Here is a 20277-nt window from a genome sequence, read left to right as displayed (position 1 = left end):
CTTTGTGAGTCAATGATATGGAAGAGTTAAACGAAACGTCGGAATTTACACTACCATTAGCGTAAAAACCAGCCAGAGGTATGCCGTGTTCATAGCAAGAACAAAGACATGACCAGAGTAATCTATCAAATGCGCAGAGTTATTATTTTATCTCTATTCAACGTCATTTATGAATCACTTGAATCGTTTATTTAATTGGAACTCTTTGTGGAAAAAATTTTTTTGATAAAAAACTCATATCCAGATGCTAGTAAATAAAGTGATTTTATATTTACAAAATATTAAAAATGCCTTTAGAACTGGAATAGATTTGCACCTTAATTCTCAGAACTTAAAAGCATTTTTAATATGTAAACAAAGTCTTACCTTCTTACAAGTTGAGCTAAGAGTAACACCTAATTTTTACATCGCCTAGACTGGACAAGACACCTTTATTTAATGTAGGCAATAAAACCACCTACAATTCTAAGGTAATTGTGAATTTTTTTAGTTATAAATCGAAGTGCTTAGGGTACATCTTTTCATTTTTAGGCGCATACCCAAAAACATTCACAGAGTGAATATTGATTATAAACCACTACTTAGGTGGCATCTTTACCTTTTTACCTTTTCAACCTACCCCTGAAGCAATCAATTTTCATTTGTCACGTGAACATGCTTTATACAAAAACCAATACACGCTAGTACTTTCTACCGTTGCTTTATGCATCGATTAATCCACAGTTTTTTGTTTAATCTAAACGACATTAACTGACGACATAAGAATAAAAAGCTACAATAGAACGGTTTTAATTTACTGGAATTCAATATCATGACACTCGATGATCACTTTCATACGTCTATCATTCAGCAAGTGGACGTTGCATTAAAAGAAGACATAGGAAGTGGCGACATTACAGCCCAACTTATTCCCATTGAAAACACATTGACAGCCAACGTTATCAGTCGAGAGCCGGCCGTGCTATGTGGCACTTTATGGGTGGAAGCTGTTTTCACTAAAATTGATCGCGACGTGTCTTTGACCTGGTTAGCAAAAGAGGGCGACCTACTTGAAGCGAACAAACCTTTCTTAGTCATTAAAGGCTCTGCACGTTCCATATTAACGGCAGAAAGGACCGCTTTGAATTTTATACAAACCTTGTCCTATACTGCAACAGTTGCTAGAGAATATTCAGACAGTGTTAAGGGGACCAATCTCACTATTTTAGATACTCGCAAAACCATTCCGGGGTTAAGATTGGCACAAAAATACGCAGTGACTGTTGGCGGAGCCAAAAATCATAGAATCGGTCTATACGATGCTTTCTTAATAAAAGAAAATCATATTATGGCCGCTGGCTCAATCGAAAAAGCCGTTACAATGGCGAAAAACATCGCACCAGGAAAAGCGATCGAAGTCGAAACAGAAAATTTAGATGAGGTTAAACAAGCCGTTGTGGCCGGTGCCAATATAATTATGCTCGACAATTTTACCCTTGAAGATATGACTCTAGCCGTACAACAGTATGGTTCACAAGTGAAGTTTGAGGCATCAGGCAATATGACTAAGAAAGACTTGCTCAACGTCGCCCATACAGGTGTTGATTACATCTCAATTGGTGCGTTAACCAAACATGTTAATGCGATTGACTTATCGCTACGTGTGTTAGAGGAATGCTAATGGATGACACAATTCTTGTTATAAATAGTGGCAGCTCATCATTAAAATTCGCCATTCTATCCAACGACGGTGATCTCATCTTGGTAGAAGGCATTGCCGAAGGCTTAGGGTCGAATCAAGGTCGTTTAACGATTAAATTTGACGGACAAAAACACTTTCATGCATTACCAACATCAAACCACAAATCCGCTTTGATTCAGATAAGCAATTGGCTTGATATTAATGAGTCAATAAAAGCAGATCTAAAAGGCATTGGCCACAGAATCGTACATGGCGGCGAATCTTTTAGCGCTTCAGTATTAATTAATGATGACGTACTCACCGCCTTGAATAAATGCTCAGAATTAGCACCTTTGCATAGCCCAGCTCACTTAAAGGGCATTGAAATTGCTAAATCACTCTTCCCAACACTCCCACAAGTCGCTGTTTTTGACACAGCCTTTCATCAAACACTCTCTCCTGAGCAATTTTTATACGGTATACCGGCAAAATATTATCAAGAATATCATTTTAGAAAATATGGCTTCCATGGTACCAGCTATCGTTACGTAAGCGCCAAACTAGGAACAATTAACCCTCAAAGCCTTAAACAAGGTGTTCTCGTTGCCCATTTGGGAAATGGGGCCAGTGTTTGTGCCATTAATTCAGCAAAATCAACTGACACAAGCATGGGTCTGACTCCATTAGATGGTCTCATTATGGGAACCCGTTCAGGCAGTGTAGATCCAAGTTTATTGGCTTTTATTGCTGAAAAAGAGCAGACCTCTATCTCAGACACCATTGATATACTCAATAAGAAAAGTGGTCTTTTAGGTATCTCTGAATTATCGAACGATTGCCGTAAACTTGAAGAAGCCATGTTAGCCGGTAATGAAAAGGCAAAACTCGCTTTAGATATGTTTGCAAGCAGAGCCGCCAAGCAATTAATGAGTGCGGCAACAACACTAGATTCAATTGACCACATTGTATTTACTGGCGGAATTGGTGAAAATTCTTCTTACATAAGAAGGAAAGTTTGTGACAACTTAAAAGCGTTCAATATAAAAATTAATGCGATTAAAAATACAGACATGGCCAGATCAGAAATTTGCTTGATATCGGATGAAAACTCAAGTGCACACATTTGGGTAATACCCACAAATGAAGAAAAAATGATTGCTATTGATACCATTAACCTAATAAAAAATGAACCAGTAAACTAATGCTTTTATTACCTTCCCACATGGTGGAAAACTAAAATGCCAACGAACGTATTGATGACCGTACCAACAGGACCAGGAGTTGGACTTACTTCCGTATCTGTTGGCCTTGTTAGGGCTCTTGAACAACAAGGGCTCAAAGCCAGTTTTTTCAAGCCTATCTCACAACCACATCCATCTGACAGTGGCCCAGATAGATCCACAGCAATGGTATCTCAAGGGTCTAGCCTATCGCCTGTTGAACCTATTTCTTTGAATGAAGCCGAGAGATACCTTTACAATGACAAGCTCAATGAATTGATGGAAGAAGTAGTTGGACGGTTTCAAGCATCAATAGAGCCTGGTTCAACAGTTATTGTGGAAGGCTTGGCACAGATTCCGGGGCACCCATACGCAACGCGCCTTAATAAGGCGATTGCCAAAACTTTAGATGCCGGACTGGTATTAGTAACAGCACCCAATAAAATGAAACCAAATGAGCTCGAACATCATGTAGAAATTGCAGCCGGCTCATACGGTGGAATTAAAGCAAATGACGTTATTGGATGCATCCTAAATAAAACCCTTCCAGGTTCATTAGGTGTAAAATCGTACGGTGACATTTTTGCTCAAAGACCTATATTTAAAAGAAACTTTAGCCTACTAGGCCAAATCCCTGCATCAGATGAATTAACGCATCCTAGGGTCAAAGATGTAGCCGATTTCTTAAATGCCAAAGTAATAAATGAAGGGGAAATAAGTACTCGTCGAGTTCAATCATTTACCCTTTGTGCCCGCAGTGTTGAAAACATGCTAGAAGCGCTCAAACCTGGTGTATTGGTATTTACACCAGGAGATCGCACAGATGTGATCATGGCAACAGCCATTGCCGCATTAAACGATATCAAGATATCCGCGCTTGTTCTAACCGGCGGTTACCAGCCAAGCGATTCACTCATGTCACTCTGTGGCAAAGCCATGGCAAAAGGACTGCCTGTACTGTCTGTTGAATCCAATAGCTGGGAGACGGCGATTAATATGCAGTCTTTTAATCAAGAAATCCCCTTAGATGACAAAGAGCGCATATTAAATGTCAAAGAACATATCGCTAGATGCATAGATCATGATTGGATTAATTCTTTTGCATTAAACCAAGAAGAGAGAAAATTCTCTCCACCAGCCTTTAGGTTTCGCTTAATAGAGCAAGCAAGAGCCTTGAATAAACGCATCGTTTTACCCGAAGGAAACGAATTGCGCACCATTCAGGCGGCATCGATCTGTGCCGAAAGGGGTATTGCTCGATGCACCTTATTAGGTGATAAAGATGAAATCACTCGTATAGCGAAGAACAGCGGCATTGAGTTAACGGATCAAGTTGAAATCCTTGATCCTAATGCAATTCGAGAGAAATACATTGCCCCTATGGTTGAGCTTCGTAAGAAGAAGGGTCTTACCGCTATTGTAGCCCAAGAACAATTAGGTGATAACGTTGTTCTTGGGACCATGATGCTAGAAGTGGGTGATGTAGACGGTTTGGTTTCAGGTGCGGTGCACACAACAGCGAATACCATTCGCCCCGCTTTACAGCTCATAAAAACCTCTCCACATTCATCAATTGTCTCATCAGTTTTTTTCATGTGCTTACCAGATCAAGTGCTTGTTTATGGTGATTGCGCGATCAACCCTGATCCAACAGCGGAACAACTAGCCGAAATTGCAATCCAAAGTGCCGATTCTGCGGCCGCATTCGGCATCACACCAAGAGTGGCTATGATCAGTTACAGTACGGGTATTTCAGGTGTTGGAAATGATGTAGATAAAGTCAGAAAAGCCACGCAAATTGCCTCATCCAAAAGGCCAGACCTTTTGATTGATGGTCCCCTGCAATACGACGCAGCTATTATGGAAAAGGTGGCCAAACAAAAAGCGCCAGACAGTAGAGTAGCAGGTAAGGCAACGGTCTTTATCTTCCCCGACCTAAACACCGGTAACACGACTTACAAAGCGGTGCAACGTAGTGCAGATGTCGTCAGCATTGGACCTATGCTTCAGGGAATACGAAAGCCTGTCAACGACCTATCTAGAGGCGCGTTAGTCGATGATATAGTCTATACGATTGCTATTACCGCAATACAAGCCGCAAACGCCTAGAAGCGTCAATTGTTAGACTTTGTCTGTATAAAATAGAGCGAAAAATAGACAAAGTTTAACAAGACAGCTATAGTTCTGTTAATAAAATCTAAAGGTGTTCTATGTCTGTTTCGCTTTCTTATTTACATAATTACCAAAGTCAACCTTACGTTGACCACGATATTATGAAAAATGAAGATACGTTATCGCGCAAAGAGAATCAAACCCTTACCTCTTCTGCCACAGTGGTAACCCTTTCAGAACAAAGCCGACAACTCGCCGAAACAGACCAGAGAGCTTCATCCATTTCGCTTGATAATGATGAAGCCGTTGAAAATACAACCGATGATAAAAAAGCGTCTGACGACAGTCAAGAAAGCATTAAACAGACGGAGGATGAAAACGATGGCAATGCTGGCGTTCAACTAACAGAAGAAGAATCTAAAGAAGTAGAAACGTTAAAAGCAAGAGACCTCGAAGTCAAAGTTCATGAGCAGGCACACGCCTCAGTTGGCGGAAGTCATGCGGGCTCACCGAGCTACACATACGAACAAGGGCCTGATGGGAAACGCTATGCTGTCGAAGGAGAAGTTCCAATAGACGTCAGCGTCATACCTAACGACCCTGAAGCCACTATTAATAAAATGAAGCAAGTATATCAAGCCGCTCTTGCTCCTGCTGAACCCTCTTCTGCCGACAGAAAAATTGCCGCTGATGCACAAACTAAAATATCAGCAGCAAGAGTTGAACTCTCTACATCGCAAAACGAAACGGTTGACAATCCAATACCCAATCTGTCATCTTCTACTACTGATAGTACAAAGAAAGATGATTCAAATAACGAAAAGATAAGAAATGATAGCAAATTAGCGTCTTACTTACAAAATCAAAATTCGATAGGAGGTACCCTCTCTCAATTGGTTTAATCAACACGATAATACAGGACGTATTATTTCATTATTTTAAAGGATTAAAAAATGAACAGACAATTCTATTCATGTAAACGTGCGTTTACGCTCATTGAACTTTTAGTTGTTATAACCATCGTGGCTATTCTAGCGAGCTTCGGTGCGCCCCAGTTAATACAAAAAATCGCTAAAGCAAAACTGCTTGAAGTTTACAGTTACTCGAATGGCCTACAGACATCCATTGAAGAGTTTATTTTAACTACAGGTTCATTTCCTAATTCGACTCAATTTGATGATATAAAAGAAACTCAAAATTTGAGTGACAATAGCATCATAATGTCTTCGTCTCTTGAAAATGTTCAAGGAATAACAGGGACAATTAAAGTATTACTAAATGAGGGCAATAGTGTTGAGGCAAATCAATATTTTGTCTTTTCTCGCACTTTAACAGCTAAGTGGTCTTGCTCATCAACACTCCCTACAGCGTTACTGTCTGATCATTGCAGTCAATTAGAAGTCGAGGATTAATCTGATGATCATGATAGAAGAGTCCTTAAATATTGCGATCGCCAATAATGCAACAGATATTCACTTGTGCCCTACCTCAACAAATTTTTTAGTAAAGTATCGGGTGGCTGGTAAAGTCGCCGTACTTCATAAAGAACAGGTATCCAAAAACGCCCTTAATCGACTAAAAATGCTATCAAATTTAGATCTTTCAGAAACTAGGCGGGCTCAAGAAGGCCAGTTTTCGTTTATGTTTGAACAAAGTGAGTACTTTATTAGAATTAGCATTATCAATACAAAACTAGGTGAAAAAATTGCACTCAGAATACTTCCTTCTGGATTTAATCACTCTCTTCAAAGTATAAATTTACCACCCCATATACAAAAAAAACTCATGCAATCTTTAGAAAAACCAAAGGGTATTATCTTTGTGTGTGGCGCCACAGGAGCAGGTAAGACAACAACGTTATATTCATGTCTAGAGCATTTAAATAATGGTGAAAAAACCATATTTACCATTGAAGACCCCGTTGAATTCACCATTAAAGACTTTTATCAATGTGAGCTTAATAGCCAAATACATATCACGCCGCAATACATTCTTAAAAGTTTATTAAGACAAGATCCCGATGTGATTTTTATTGGAGAACTAAGGGATAAGGAGACCGCGGATTTAGCCTTAATGGCGGCACACACGGGTCACCTTGTACTGACTACTATTCACACTAACTCAGCTCTAGAGCTTTTTTATAGGTTACAAGGGTGGAATATTGATATGTTCACTCTAGTTAGCTCTTTAAACTTTGTAATTCATCAAAAAATGACTTACCAGAATAATAGACGTGTCCCGTATTTTACAGGGATTGCGCCAAGCTGGGGGAACAACTTACCGAAGGACTATCAATCATTAATCAATGATGTAGCTAACTGGGATCATTATGATGAAACAACAAAATAATGCCTTTTTTTATTACATATCAGACCAAAGAAACGACTCTGTAGTGAAAATGTATAACGCTCAATACATAGTACAATTTAAACATAAGAACTGGGAGCATAGACTGGTAAAGAAAAGGGTTCATAAAATAAACAGTGTTAGCCTTATGTCTTTACTGAAAGAGCTAAACAGTAGCATGGAACTTGGAATGACATTGAATGAAACCATCCTAGGAATGAGCACCACCAGGGGGAAAAGCACATCATTAAATTGTTTATACATCTCTCAACAAATCAATTTGGGTGTCCCTGTTCATCAAGCTATCTCAGAAATATGCGATAATGCTACGCAATTTTTATGCGAATTTTTACCAAAAAATACGACACAAGAAGGCTTCACTAAGAGCTTAACCATTATGCTTGAATACCTTCGCTCTCGTAAAGAAGCGGCCGACAAGCTTCTAAAATCATTGTATTATCCTTTCTTTATTACACAGGTATCAATCATAGTTATGATTGTAAATTCAGTAATGCAAAGCAGCTTTCAACTATCATTACTAATGCTTTACGCAATCATAAGTCTAGCGCAATGCGCGATCGTTTATTATGTCATAAGTGGCAAAATGATTTTCTTTCTAGAACGCTTTTTTTCATCCTTAAGGCTGTATAATTTTTTTGAATTACTCCTTGCTTCAATGAACTCAGGAGATTCATTGCAAGATAGCATAAAAAAAATTGCCCTATCCTCTTCACATCACTTAAACAAAAAGCAACTTTATATACTTTATTACAAGATTAGGCTTGGTTTTGAATACTCTGATAGCTTCCCAAAAAATTGGTTTCTTCAGGAATCACAATTAGCCTTGGTAAACTCCAACAAAAATGGCAGTATAGAAAGAGCGCTATCAATGGCCTCAGAATGCCAAAAACAACGCTGGTCTCGTACCCTAAACACGCTTAATAATGTACTGCCAATACTCTCGTTATTAATAGCTGGCTTTTTTGTCGCACGCCTCTTAATAAATATTTATAGTCCTTTAATGGAACCCTTTTAATGCAATATGACATAACATTCACATTTTTTTATAGCCTCACTTTATTATGCATAGGGAGTTTTATTAGTGCTTTTATCCACAGATGGCCATTATTTTGTGAATATCATTGGAAAAAAGAAGCACATGACATTGTTGGTCTCTCTTTCGATGAGGATCAACCCCCTTCCTTTATTTCAGGAAGATCGCAATGCCCCAAGTGCCACACGCAATTATCAATTCTTGAGCTGATTCCAATAGTAAGTTATCTGATTCAGTTAGGTAAATGTAGACACTGTAAAAAACCAATTAGCCTTAGCTACTTGGTCACTGAAATAGCGGCTCTCTTGTTATGTTTACCCCTATTATTTTTTAAAATGTCTTTATTTGAACTTATTCTGATTAGCTCCATTTTTTGCTGCCTTTTAACCATTACTATTTTTGATTATAAGCATCAATGGATACCGGACGAGCTCAATGGTCTTCTGATTATTCTTTCTTTAGTACTGGTTCTCCCCAATGAAGTGCAAACCATTTCATCTGTATACGGCATTTTATTTGGTTACGGTGGAATTTACTTAATTAGATTGTTTTTTTTACAAATTCGAAAAGTTGAAGTCATCGGCTTAGGAGATGCAAAGCTGTTAGCTGGCATTGGGGCTTGGTTTGGCGCCTTCTCTATTTCTTATATAGTATTCATGGCCAGTTTATTTGGCATTGTGGCTTATATATTTCATAGGCAAAGGCAATCGGCTTTTGGGCCTTATCTCTGCCTATCTGCCTATACATTCTTTTGGTATCAAATTTTATGAAGAACTATATCGTTGGTTTAACTGGAGGCATTGGTAGCGGAAAATCAACCGTTGCCAACTTATTTAAAGAATACGGTATTGAGTATGTTGACGTTGATAACATTTCAAGAGAAATCGTTCTACCAGGTTCGACCTTACTTCACCTCATCAGTGACAGATATGGAGAATCCATACTTAATAATGATCGTAGCCTTGATAGGGCTAAATTAAGGCGTATCATTTTCAATAATTTAGAAGAAAAAAAATGGCTAGAATCCATTACACATCCGCTAATTAGACAACTAACAATGGAGAAAATACGGCGATCAAGGTCTGAATATTGTTTATTAGTCCATCCTCTTTTGTTTGAAACAGGTCAAGATCAGATTTGCCAAGCGGTAATTGCTATTTCTGTCTCGCAGCATATTCAACTTGAAAGGGTTTGTTCTAGAGATAAATCAACCAAAGAAGAGGCCCTAAAAATTATTAACTCACAGTTAAGTAACCAAGAACGAGTAGCAAAAGCGAAATATGTTATTGAAAACACTGGCAATCTAGATGAATTGGGTGATAAAGTCTCCGTACTGCATCAGAAAATTTTAAATACGATTAATGAATAAAATAAAGCAAAATACATACATCAATTGTCCCACTTGCAAGAAGCCAGCGCTTTGGTCAGTTAAAAATGCCTTTAGGCCATTTTGCAGTGACAAGTGTAAAATGATTGATTTTGGAGACTGGGCCAATGAAAGCTATAGTATCCCTCAAATTGACTCAGAAGAAGATGATATTATGACCGCAGACCTATCCTCCGATTCTGGCCACTTACATTAAGGGCATGAATAGCAATGATTGATTTTTCTTCTAAAAAAGCGATCCTAATCGAAGATATGGCCGAAGCTAGAATTTTACAGAAAAAAATGCTTACAGACTTCGGCTTTAAATCTATCGATGTTGCTATGAAGGCCGAATCAGCTATTGAATTACTTCGTAATAATTCATACGATTTAATTTTATCCGATTACAATTTAGGAAATGGAAAAGACGGCCAACAATTACTTGAAGAAGTTCGTCATTCGTCATTAATTCCAAACACATCAACTTACCTCATGGTGACGGCAGAAACGTCAATTGAGATGGTTATGGGAGCGGTTGAATACCAACCCGACGGCTACATTACCAAACCCTTTTCTCAAGCACTGCTCCAAAGACGCTTATTAAAACTCCTAGAAAATAAAGAAAAATTAAAGAAGGTTAACCAGGCTTTAGACAAAAATGAATACGCTCAAGCGATAGATGAAAGCAAAGCAGTAATGAAAAAGTACCCATTTCTAACCGGAAAATGTAACCGAGTTATCGGTGATTGCTACATTCAATTAGAAAACTATCCACTCGCTAAAAAGATCTACTCACAAGAGTTTAAAAAACAAAAAATGCCTTGGTCGCTCTTTGGCCTCGCCAAAACACATTTGTTAATGAAAGAATACAGTGTCGCGGAAACGAAACTCAAACAGCTCATGTTAGATAATAAGTTTTTTATAACCGCGTATGATTGGTTAGCAAAGTGTCTAATAGAACAAAACAGGCAAACAGAAGCTCAATCCGTTTTAATTGACGCCATCGAAAGGTCACCAAAAAGTATTCTAAGACAAATTGAACTTGGTAAGTTAAGTCTAGACCTCCAAGACTTCCTTCTAGCAGAAATGTCATTTAGACGTGCGGTTTTTCTAGCAAAACATTCTTGTTTTAATTCTCCTGAAATTTACCTTAATCACCTCAAGTCCATCGTCGGTCTCTCTACAAAAGAAGAGCTCCTAGCCCGTCAAAAGGACAGCTTTAAAAGTACACTAAAAAAAGTAGACGTATTTTCTGAAGAAAATGTAGCGGTAAATACAAGCGTACATGATTTAAAAGTACAATTTTATTTAAACCAGAATGATACGGTAAGTGCAAAAGATTCGTTTATACTTTGGAATGAGGACTATAATAATGGAAAGGCGACTCAGCCTAATAGTGAATACAAAGAACGACTCAGTCTTTAGCTAGGTATCAAATATGAATGAATTAGATATAAGCACTATTCTAGCCAGCGCTATTCATGAAAGTAAAAACCGTATAGGCACATTACTTTATCATACACATACCATTAAAAATCATCAGGAAATGAACACCGACATTGATCAAACTGTCGATACAATCGAAAATATTTTAAAGCAGTTAAACGATGAATGGGTTGAGTATCTCTATCTTTATAAACTTTCAACCAATGGTTATAACATTCATTATGAAACCCTAGATATTTCTGAATTTTTAGATGACCAAGTATTTGTCTTAAGCAGCTCGGCTTCATCTAAAAACCTTTCACTAACCTTTACATGCGAAAAGAAATTATACGGTGTATTAGATGAAAGATTAATAACATCAGCCATCAGCACGTCTGTTTACAATGCACTTCGTTTTGCCAAAAAGTCTATTAAAATTTCTGCAAATAAAGAAGATAACTTTTTAGTTTTTACAATTGAAGATGATGGCCCTGGCTTTTTGAACGATGAGGATGATGATTTCTTATTCTCTGAAAATACTGGACTTGGCCTTTACTTCTGCGAGCTTTCAGCCCAATCACACGTTGTAAATGAGGTAAAAGGTTATATTTCTAAGGGTAAGTCAACTCAGTTAGGCGGTGCCTGCTTACAGATATCCCTACCTCAGTAATTACATAATCAGTGGCTCGAGGATACGGCTTATTTTTTTTCGACTAATATAGAAGGTATTAGAATAAAACGTTGAGCCACCTCTTTCCCCATTAGCAGATCCATACCAATATCAATTGCCTTTTCCGCCATTATCTCTGGTCTCTGAATTGCGGTGGCCACCCATGGATTACTTTCTTCTTTAATCAGGTCTATTGCAAACGGGGCACCATCAACAGATACCATGATGAACTCATTGCGATTGGCTTGTTTCGCCGCTCTTAATGCGCCTAATGCAGTAGGGTCATTAATAGTAAAAACAGCATCTATATGGTCATAAGTTTCCATTAAATAAGTCATGGCCTCCATGCCTCCTTCAACACTTCCAGTCCCATTCATCCGATCGCTAAGAATAGTAATATCAGGGTATTTACTTAGAGCGGATTTACAGCCCGCTACACGCTCAATGACTGAAGAAACTAAAACGCCATTAATAATAACAAAATCACCCTTATAATTAATTTTTTCGGCGAGTTTCTCGCAAGCAACCACACCCGCTTGAACATTATCCGTCGTAATGGTTGCATCGGCACCTTTAGCATTAACATCAACGGCAATGACCTTAATACCCAGTCTTTGAGCACGTGAAACAACGGCGGCAACTTTATATTCATCTGCAGCGGTCAGTATAATAAGGTCAACATTTTGCTCAATAAAATAATTAAGCTGCTCTATTTGACGATCTAAATCATAGGCATCTGAACGAATCAACATTTTAACAGGTTGCCCAGCCGATTCTTCAGCTTTAGACGCAATAGAATCAACTAGGCTCACAAAATACGGGTTACCTAAATCGGCGACACTGATACCAATAGATCTAAGCGGGGACGTCTCCGATGAACGAATTGAATCTGGTATTAATAAAATAATAACAATCGATAATGTACACAAACTGTGTAATATTGGTAACTTCAAAGAGCAAAGCCTAGTTTTACCAATGAATAGCTTTATGGTATTAAATACACTCATTAGCACCCTCTTAATTCAGAAAAATTGGTTTCTACTCCTTATTAATGGCAATCCTTGTATATAGGCAGTAGAAACCGAGTTTTTACGCTACAGCCGTTTGAGTTTCAACCTCCATCGCTCCAGTCATAATAGCAACCGCATCAGACATGGTATGAGACTGGGGTGTAACAACCGCCGCCCTTTTACCCAAACGATGAATATGTATACGATCGGCCACCTCAAAAACATGAGGCATGTTATGGCTTATCAAAATAATAGGCAAACCTCTATCTCGTACTTCTTTTATTAAATTAAGTACACGCCGTGACTCTTTAACACCGAGAGCGGCCGTCGGTTCATCCATTATAACCACTTTGCTTCCAAATAAAGCGGAGCGTGCAACGGCTACACCTTGCCTTTGGCCTCCTGAAAGGGATTCAACCGCTTGACTGATATTTTGGATAGTCATTAGACCTAATTCTGCCATTTTATCACGGGCACGTTTTTCCATTTCTTTTTTATCTAGCATACGAAAAACAGAACCCAAGATCCCTGGCTTTAATAATTCACGTCCTAAAAACAAATTATCGGCAATATTCAACGCAGGCGAAACCGCCAAATTTTGATATACAGTCTCTATACCTAAAGAACGAGCCTCCATTGGCGACGAGAAATGAACGGGTTGTCCATCAAGAAGAATCTCCCCTTCATCGGGAACCAATGCACCAGATAACGCTTTAATCAAAGAAGACTTTCCAGCGCCATTATCGCCGATGATCGCTAAAATTTCACCAGGATAAAGCTCTAGGTCAGCATGATCTATGGCCGTTACGCTACCATATCGCTTTACTAAATTTTTAGTTTGTATTACGGGCGTTTTATCATATTGAGCACTCATTATGCTGTCCCTCTTCTGATCCACTGGTCGACACCAACGGCAACGATAATCAAAATGCCTACGGTGAACTCTTGCCATAAAACATCAACACCAGCCAAAGCTAACCCATTACGGAAAACACCAACGACTAAAGCACCAACAAGTGTCCCATAAATTGAGCCCCGGCCACCAAATAAACTACACCCTCCAATTACAACGGCAGTAATACTATCTAAATTCGTCGTATAACCTGCTTGAGGACTTACTGACCCAATTCGACCAATCAACACCCAAGCACCTATGGCACAAACTACACCCGCTAAAACATAAACGGATAATAGAATTCGATCCGTGCGGATACCAGCCAATTTTGCAGCAGCGGGATCATCACCTGTTGCATAGACATGACGCCCCCATGGGGTCCAGTTAAGTGCGTACCAAATAATGAAGAAAATGCCTAACATCAATATTGAACCGTAGGTTAAACGAGCACCAAATACATTTACCGTTTCCCCTAACCATTGTAACAATGGTGCCATTGAGCTGATGTCTTGCGAGCGAATCGTTTCACTTTTTGAATACCAAAGATTTAAAGCAAAAAACACATTCCAAGACCCTAAAGTGGCGATAAAAGGAGGCAATTTCATTCGAGTGATTAACTGACCATTAATAAAACCAGCCAATGCACCAACACCGATTCCCACCAACAATGCCATCCAAGCATCTAATCCATAGTCGACGGCCATGCGCCCCATAACTACGGATGCCAAAACCATAATTGCGCCAACAGATAGATCAATCCCAGCGGTTAAAATGATTAAGGTCTGGGCAACACCAATTACACCAATTATCGTTACTTGCTGTAACACTAAAGATAAATTAAACGCGGATAAGAATCGGTCACCCACTATGATGCTAAAGCCAAATACAGCAAGCAATAACACAATACTGGGTGCCGCTATAGGATATTTATGTAAAAACTTTTGAAAACTTTGAACAAAGGTTTCTTTATTTTCAAATTTCGCCACATAAGTTTGTGCCTGATCAGCGACTTTATCGTGATCAAGTACAGCTGTTGAAGGTTTCGGATCGGTAGAACTCATAGATTACTCCAGGCGTGAAAAGAGCCGCTAGACAAAAAAGAAACTAACGGCATAAGTTAGGGCGCCTTTTAGCCCTTTATCTTACAAAAATAGCCGTATTAGCCCCAGCACATGCTCAAACCAGGTTTAGAACCAATTGAATCAACATCATTAACAGGGTTATCAGTAATTAATTGAACCCCAGTATCAAAGAAGTCTAAACCGTCAGATGCGGCCGGACGTGTTCCTGTTTTTGCAAACTCCACAATAGCGGTAACACCATCAGAAGCCATTCTTAGAGGGAATTGCATTGACGTTGCGCCAATAACACCGTCTCTAACATTCATTACACCAGGACACCCCCCGTCAACAGAAACAATAGTGACGTCTTTTTCTAAGCCAAATGCTTTCAGTGCTTCATAAGCACCGGCCGCAGCGGGTTCGTTAATTGTATAAACTAAATTCACCTCAGGATCTTTTTGAAGAAGGTTTTCCATGGCACGACGACCACCCTCTTCAGAACCTTGTGTAACATCATTCCCGACAATACGAGGGTCGGTTTCATCGCCCATTTGATTAGGGTCTTTAATATCAATACCAAAACCTTTGAGGAAACCTTGATCACGAGCAACATCAACAGTAATTTGACTACTATTTAGATCTAAAAGCGCAATTTTCGCATTGTTCGCATCATCGCCCATTTTTTTCTTAGCCCACATACCTATCATTTCACCCGCTTTAAAATTATCTGTTGCAAACGTCATATCCGCTGCATTTGCTGGGCTAAGAGGTGTGTCTAAGGCAATAACTAAGAGTCCAGCTGCACGAGCTTTTTCAATGGTAGGAACAATAGCGGAAGGATCACTAGGCGCGATAAGAATACCCTTTGCACCTGACGCTATTAGGTTTTCTATCGCTTGTACTTGTGCTTCGTTATCACCATCATAGCGTCCAGCAAACGTACGTAACTCAACACCAAGTTCCTCCGCTTTTTGCTGAGCACCTTCTTTCATTTTTACAAAGAATGGATTGGTGTTCGTTTTAGTGATAAGGCCAATTATCGTAGTGTCAGCAATAGCCACTGTTGACATAGCACTAGCCGCAACAAGGCAAGCAATTTTACGGTACATGAATTTCATTATAGTATTCTCCACTTTTTGTTTTTATTATTGGCAGCAATGCCGTGAAACAAATCGGTATGTTTTTGCTTCTGCTAATAACTATGAAGAATGAAAACTAATGAATAATTTCACAATTGATTTTATTTTTGTAATATTTGTAATAAATTACTTAGACATTTGAAAGATGCGCTCTAAGTCCTTAATAGTGAATGGTTTTGAGATAAATAAGTCACTTTTATCAAGATGATAGTTTTGCTTCAACTTCTCCTGAGGTAAACCGGACATTAATAGAACAGGCCCATTAAATCCTAATGTTTTACCATTATCTTTTTTAATAATATGCGCCAACTCAACTCCGTTAATCGTCCCAGCTAAGTTAACATCTGAAAGAATTGCATCCGGTATAATGGATTTTTTCAACGCGTTAAAAACGGTTTCCGCGCGATCAAAACTTTGTACAAAAAAACCCATTTTCTCTAATTGCTCTCTCATTACGCGGTTGACCTCTTCATCATCTTCAACCAACCAAATAGAGCTGCATTCCGGTAATAAAATGGGGGCTATTAACGAATCTATGGACTGCTTAGGCACTTCTTCAAAAGTTAATTGCTTAGGTAAGAACAGGCAAACTCTCGTCCACTTTCCAAGTTCAGAGGTAACCACAATCTCTCCACCACTTTGCTTCACAAACCCGTAGATCATGCTCAACCCTAAGCCACTCCCTTTACCGACGGGTTTGGTTGTGAAAAAAGGTTCAAAAATACGGCTAAGCACATCGTCTGGAATACCTTCACCGGTATCTTCTACTCGTATTCTTACGGCAGGTATATCACTATCAGGCAAAACACAGAGTTTGGTTGAAAATGTTAATTGACCGCCTTTTGGCATAGCGCTGGCACTATTTAATGCTAAATTGAGTAACGCATTTTCAAGTTGTGATGGATCAATTAGACTAAAAACATCAGGACAATGTAAATGATGTGTCACTTGAATATTATTTCCAACACTGTATTCAACAAGATCAAGCATTCCTTCAATTAAATCATCTATGGCTATTGAGACTGGAAATAACTGCTGTCGGCGACTAAAAGATAACAATCTCTGAACAAGATTACTGCTTTTCTCAGAGACAACTAAAGCACGGTCTATATACCTAGCTTGATCTTTCGTCTGTGGGCGGGAGTCAGATAGCATTTGTAAGTTGCCCATGATAGCCGCTAAGAGGTTGTTAAAATCATGTGCGACACCGCCAGTAAGTTGCCCTAACATTTCCATTTTTTGCGCTTGATGCAATTGACTTTCCACATTCTTGCGTTCTGTTAAATCCGTATACAAGGTAACAAAGCCACCTTCTGGCATTGGTTTTGATCGAAATTCAACAATTTTACCAGAGTCAAAGTGACGCTCAAAACTTTGAAAACGTAAGTGTCGAGAAACATTAACTTCTTCCATATACACTTGCTGATTCTCTATGTTAAGATTTTTGTGCTGCCCACGATTAATCAAAGACTGCACATCTTCTAGTAACATACCAACTTGCAAATCATCATCTGATAAATCAAATAGCTTTTGATATCCCGAGTTCCACGCAACTAAAGTCCCTTTTTCTGAAAATACACTTAAACCATCATTCATATTGTCAAAAATGGTTTCCAGTAGTCGCTTTTGCTCAGACAATTCCGCTGTGACCTCAATACGTCTTAATGCATCACGCCGGAAAACCTCAAAAGCATCAACCAAAGTACCTATTTCATCATTACGGTGAGTCACTGGCTTCTGCGAATCAACACGACCTAGCGATAACTGCTCCATTTCATGAGTTACCGCCTCCAAATCTTTTGTCATACGTTGACTGTAAAGATACAAACGGCTAAGACCAAGCAATAAAAAAACGGAGATACCAATAATCCAGTTCTCTCCATTAGAAACAAAAGACGCTACATCTTGTCGTTGACGAGTCACTTTTTTCTGCAAATCGCCTACAAAATAACTGACCTGAGCGCTTAGTTGTTCGGACTTAGCACGAATAGAGATTAATAAATAATTTTTTCTTTCATGAATTTCGTTTAGCCTTTTATGCGCAGTAAGAAGTTCATCAGCGATTATTCGAACTGAGTCAGTTTGACTCTTAAAATTCAGTACTTTATTAATATTTTCAGGGAGAGCGCTGGGGTTTTCCAGCAATTGCAATAGCCAAGTTAACCCTTGTAAATCCGTAACGGTAGAGTCATTCTTGCCCTTATTAAGATGGCGGATACGAAATTGCTGAGCAAGACTATCCTCCCTAATATACAGCTCTTCACGGACTAAACTTACTAACTCTTCTAAGGTCACCTGTAAGTCGTCCAAACGATTATCGATATCATCACGGAATGCTGAATTAACAAGGCTTTCAGCTACCCCCCTCAACTCCAGTATGCGAAACTTGATACGCTCTGACTCGGTTTGCAACTGAAAAGGCCTACCGGATCCTGCTGTATAAGGCGCAATAGCAGCCAATTGAGCCACGCCTTCAGCTAATGTCAATGCAGTACTGATTTCAGGTAAAGTCTCAGATTCAAATTCAGATAAAGAGGCCTCGCTGACACTCATCGATTTCCAACCAATGCTTACCATAAAAAGAGCAACCAAACTGATGGTAAGGATAGCCAGAGATGCTTTTTGGCGAATACTCGTAAAGCGCATTTAATTTGTCCGAACAGGGCCTTGGAAAAAATAACCAAGACCACGTTGAGTTTTGATAAATTGAGGCATTTTAGGGTTTGCTTCTACTTTTCTCCTTAAACGTAAAATCAACACATCCACTGTACGATCAAAAACTTCAGCTTCTAAGCCTCGGCTTTGATCAATTAATTGTTCACGTGAAAAAACTCTATCTGGATGTCGAGCTAATACTTCTAATAAAGAGAATTCACCCAAAGTGAGCGATATTTGTTTACCTGTATGATCATGTAACTGTCTAGAAGTAATATCTAATGTCCAATGCCCAAAGCTTAAAAATTCATGATCCTCTTCAATAAGGTTAGGGAGCTGTAGAGAAGGAGGCGGAACAGCTCTACGCAATAACGCATGCACTCTAGCCATCAGTTCTCTAAGATTAAAAGGTTTCATCATGTAATCATCTGCAGCCAACTCAAGACCTAAGATACGATCTGTTTCGTCACCTTTGCCAGTCAACATCATTATAGGCATTGAAAAACTGTCTCTAATGCTCCTAGCTAATTGCAAACCATCTTCGTTTCTAAGATATAAGTCCATCAAAACGAGGTCGACTTGAGACTCATTTAGACAATCCCACATTTGCGTACCGTTTTCGGCCGATATCGCTTGATAGCCTTTTTGAGAAAACGCATCACAAAGAAGCTCGCTGATGTCTTGATCATCGTCGACAATTAATAACGTTTTTTTATTCTGCTCAATCATTTATGAATTAGAATCCTTTGTAGCCAAGTCATTATAGAAGTGTGATTATATCAAGGGTTATTCATCAACTAGCAATACCACAGTTAAGTTAATAGAAAATTACCAGACAGCATTATTTATCAGTTTTTATCAAGTATATGGTTGTCACTAACCTGTTTATAATGAGATACCCTCTGATTTATTACCTATAACTAATAAGTCAGCTTTCATTGACGACACGGCGTGTTACAAGAAAGAACACCGTAATATTGTTAGCTTAAAGGGACAACAATAATAGTCGAGTATTATTTCTATAAATAGGTCATATTATTAGCGAATCTTCAAATGTTAGGTCTTCTTCTATTCGAAACTAAATATTGAATTTATTCAAATCTTCTAGATAAGCGATGAGTTAATCGATTATTGCTTTGAGTTTGTTTGGAGTTTAGCTTTAAAGAACCCATAGTCACTCTTTTGTTTATTTAGTTTGTTTTTTATCGAAACAAGATAAATTTAACAACAGAGAGGTACTTATTAAAGCCCCTATCAAACACACTTCTTGGGGCGGTATGAAGAAACAAGCAGGCCAAATGAATAAAACAAATAATTAGTCGCTCAGTTTTAAAATGTTGCTGTGGCTCACTTTTGGGTTGTTGTTGACAATTTATTCCGTCATAAAGCTTTCACATACACCACCAAAATGTCCCTATACCCTATTGTCAGCTTAAATCCCGATCTACAGACGAAAAAAAACCCTGACGGCGTGAGCCATCAGGGCTTTCTAATTGAAACTTGACGACGACCTACTCTCACATGGCGAATGCCACACTACCATTGGCGATGACGCTTTTCACTTCTGAGTTCGGGATGGGATCAGGTGGTTCAACGTCTCTATGATCGTCAAGCAAACCGGTTGCGTTCGTTCTGAGTGCCTGTGTTAAGCCCTTAGGCTTAAT

18 protein-coding genes, 1 rRNA gene and 1 pseudogene are annotated in these 20277 nt (G+C 38.8%); 13 read left to right on the top strand and 7 right to left on the bottom strand.

Going from position 1 to position 20277, the window contains the following annotated elements:
* Positions 1-811 precede the first annotated feature (811 nt).
* The 13 genes and pseudogenes from nadC (at position 812) to IEZ33_RS09010 (ending at position 11853) form a co-directional block, all read left to right on the top strand.
* Positions 812-1660: a carboxylating nicotinate-nucleotide diphosphorylase gene (nadC, locus tag IEZ33_RS09065; RefSeq protein WP_191603326.1), complete on the top strand. Its 849-nt coding sequence runs from the start codon at positions 812-814 to the stop codon at positions 1658-1660.
* Positions 1660-2862, top strand: a complete 1203-nt coding sequence (locus IEZ33_RS09060; RefSeq protein ID WP_191603325.1) for an acetate/propionate family kinase — start codon at positions 1660-1662, stop codon at positions 2860-2862. Before nadC ends, IEZ33_RS09060 begins: the two co-directional genes overlap by 1 nt.
* 36 nt (positions 2863-2898) lie before the next feature.
* Positions 2899-4989 (top strand): phosphate acetyltransferase, encoded by a 2091-nt coding sequence (gene pta / locus IEZ33_RS09055; protein ID WP_191603324.1) that lies wholly within the window; start codon positions 2899-2901, stop codon positions 4987-4989.
* A 101-nt stretch (positions 4990-5090) separates the two neighbouring features.
* Complete coding sequence (locus IEZ33_RS09050) at positions 5091-5894, top strand: putative metalloprotease CJM1_0395 family protein (RefSeq protein WP_191603323.1); 804 nt, start codon at positions 5091-5093, stop codon at positions 5892-5894.
* 51 nt (positions 5895-5945) lie between these two features.
* Positions 5946-6404: a pilin gene (locus IEZ33_RS09045; protein ID WP_191603595.1), complete on the top strand. Its 459-nt coding sequence runs from the start codon at positions 5946-5948 to the stop codon at positions 6402-6404.
* Positions 6405-6408: 4 nt separating this feature from the next.
* Positions 6409-7341: a GspE/PulE family protein gene (locus IEZ33_RS09040; protein WP_240009675.1), complete on the top strand. Its 933-nt coding sequence runs from the start codon at positions 6409-6411 to the stop codon at positions 7339-7341.
* Complete coding sequence (locus IEZ33_RS09035; RefSeq protein ID WP_191603322.1) at positions 7322-8374, top strand: hypothetical protein; 1053 nt, start codon at positions 7322-7324, stop codon at positions 8372-8374. Before IEZ33_RS09040 ends, IEZ33_RS09035 begins: the two co-directional genes overlap by 20 nt.
* Positions 8374-8700, top strand: a pseudogene (locus IEZ33_RS21010) (prepilin peptidase); the annotation flags it as partial. The gene IEZ33_RS09035 and the pseudogene IEZ33_RS21010, both read left to right, overlap by 1 nt.
* A gap of 27 nt (positions 8701-8727) precedes the next feature.
* Positions 8728-9162, top strand: coding sequence for a prepilin peptidase (locus IEZ33_RS20720; protein WP_240009674.1), 435 nt, complete (start codon positions 8728-8730; stop codon positions 9160-9162).
* Complete coding sequence (gene coaE / locus IEZ33_RS09025) at positions 9159-9761, top strand: dephospho-CoA kinase (protein WP_191603320.1); 603 nt, start codon at positions 9159-9161, stop codon at positions 9759-9761. Before IEZ33_RS20720 ends, coaE begins: the two co-directional genes overlap by 4 nt.
* Positions 9754-9975, top strand: coding sequence for a DNA gyrase inhibitor YacG (locus tag IEZ33_RS09020; protein ID WP_191603319.1), 222 nt, complete (start codon positions 9754-9756; stop codon positions 9973-9975). The genes coaE and IEZ33_RS09020 overlap by 8 nt, the downstream gene beginning before the upstream one ends.
* A 14-nt stretch (positions 9976-9989) precedes the next feature.
* The gene (locus tag IEZ33_RS09015) at positions 9990-11183 is read left to right on the top strand and encodes a response regulator (protein WP_240009673.1); all 1194 of its coding nucleotides are present in this window, start codon (positions 9990-9992) and stop codon (positions 11181-11183) included.
* Positions 11184-11196: 13 nt separating this feature from the next.
* Positions 11197-11853, top strand: coding sequence for a sensor histidine kinase (locus tag IEZ33_RS09010; protein WP_191603318.1), 657 nt, complete (start codon positions 11197-11199; stop codon positions 11851-11853).
* Positions 11854-11882: 29 nt separating this feature from the next.
* On the opposite strand, the gene IEZ33_RS09005 is transcribed toward IEZ33_RS09010, so the two are convergent.
* The 7 genes from IEZ33_RS09005 to rrf form a co-directional block, all read right to left on the bottom strand.
* The gene (locus IEZ33_RS09005) at positions 11883-12860 is read right to left on the bottom strand and encodes a substrate-binding domain-containing protein (RefSeq protein ID WP_191603317.1); all 978 of its coding nucleotides are present in this window, start codon (positions 12858-12860) and stop codon (positions 11883-11885) included.
* An 82-nt stretch (positions 12861-12942) separates the two neighbouring features.
* The gene (locus tag IEZ33_RS09000; protein WP_191603316.1) at positions 12943-13737 is read right to left on the bottom strand and encodes an ATP-binding cassette domain-containing protein; all 795 of its coding nucleotides are present in this window, start codon (positions 13735-13737) and stop codon (positions 12943-12945) included.
* On the bottom strand, positions 13737-14819 hold the full coding sequence (locus tag IEZ33_RS08995) for an ABC transporter permease (protein WP_191603315.1): 1083 nt from the start codon (positions 14817-14819) through the stop codon (positions 13737-13739). Before IEZ33_RS08995 ends, IEZ33_RS09000 begins: the two co-directional genes overlap by 1 nt.
* Positions 14820-14917: 98 nt before the next feature.
* Positions 14918-15937 carry a sugar ABC transporter substrate-binding protein gene (locus tag IEZ33_RS08990; RefSeq protein WP_191603314.1) on the bottom strand — a complete coding sequence of 340 codons (1020 nt, stop codon included), beginning with the start codon at positions 15935-15937 and terminating at the stop codon, positions 14918-14920.
* A gap of 147 nt (positions 15938-16084) precedes the next feature.
* Positions 16085-18604, bottom strand: a complete 2520-nt coding sequence (locus tag IEZ33_RS08985; RefSeq protein WP_191603313.1) for a PAS-domain containing protein — start codon at positions 18602-18604, stop codon at positions 16085-16087.
* Positions 18605-19342 (bottom strand): response regulator, encoded by a 738-nt coding sequence (locus IEZ33_RS08980; protein WP_191603312.1) that lies wholly within the window; start codon positions 19340-19342, stop codon positions 18605-18607.
* Between the two features lie 769 nt (positions 19343-20111).
* Positions 20112-20226, bottom strand: a 5S ribosomal RNA gene (gene rrf, locus IEZ33_RS08975).
* Positions 20227-20277 lie beyond the last annotated feature (51 nt).

Origin of the sequence: Marinomonas algicola (assembly GCF_014805825.1) — a bacterium.
In the GTDB taxonomy this organism is placed as follows: Bacteria; Pseudomonadota; Gammaproteobacteria; order Pseudomonadales; family Marinomonadaceae; genus Marinomonas; species Marinomonas algicola.
Note: the sequence above shows the minus strand (reverse complement) of the source record. Positions and strands in the feature narration are given on the sequence as shown.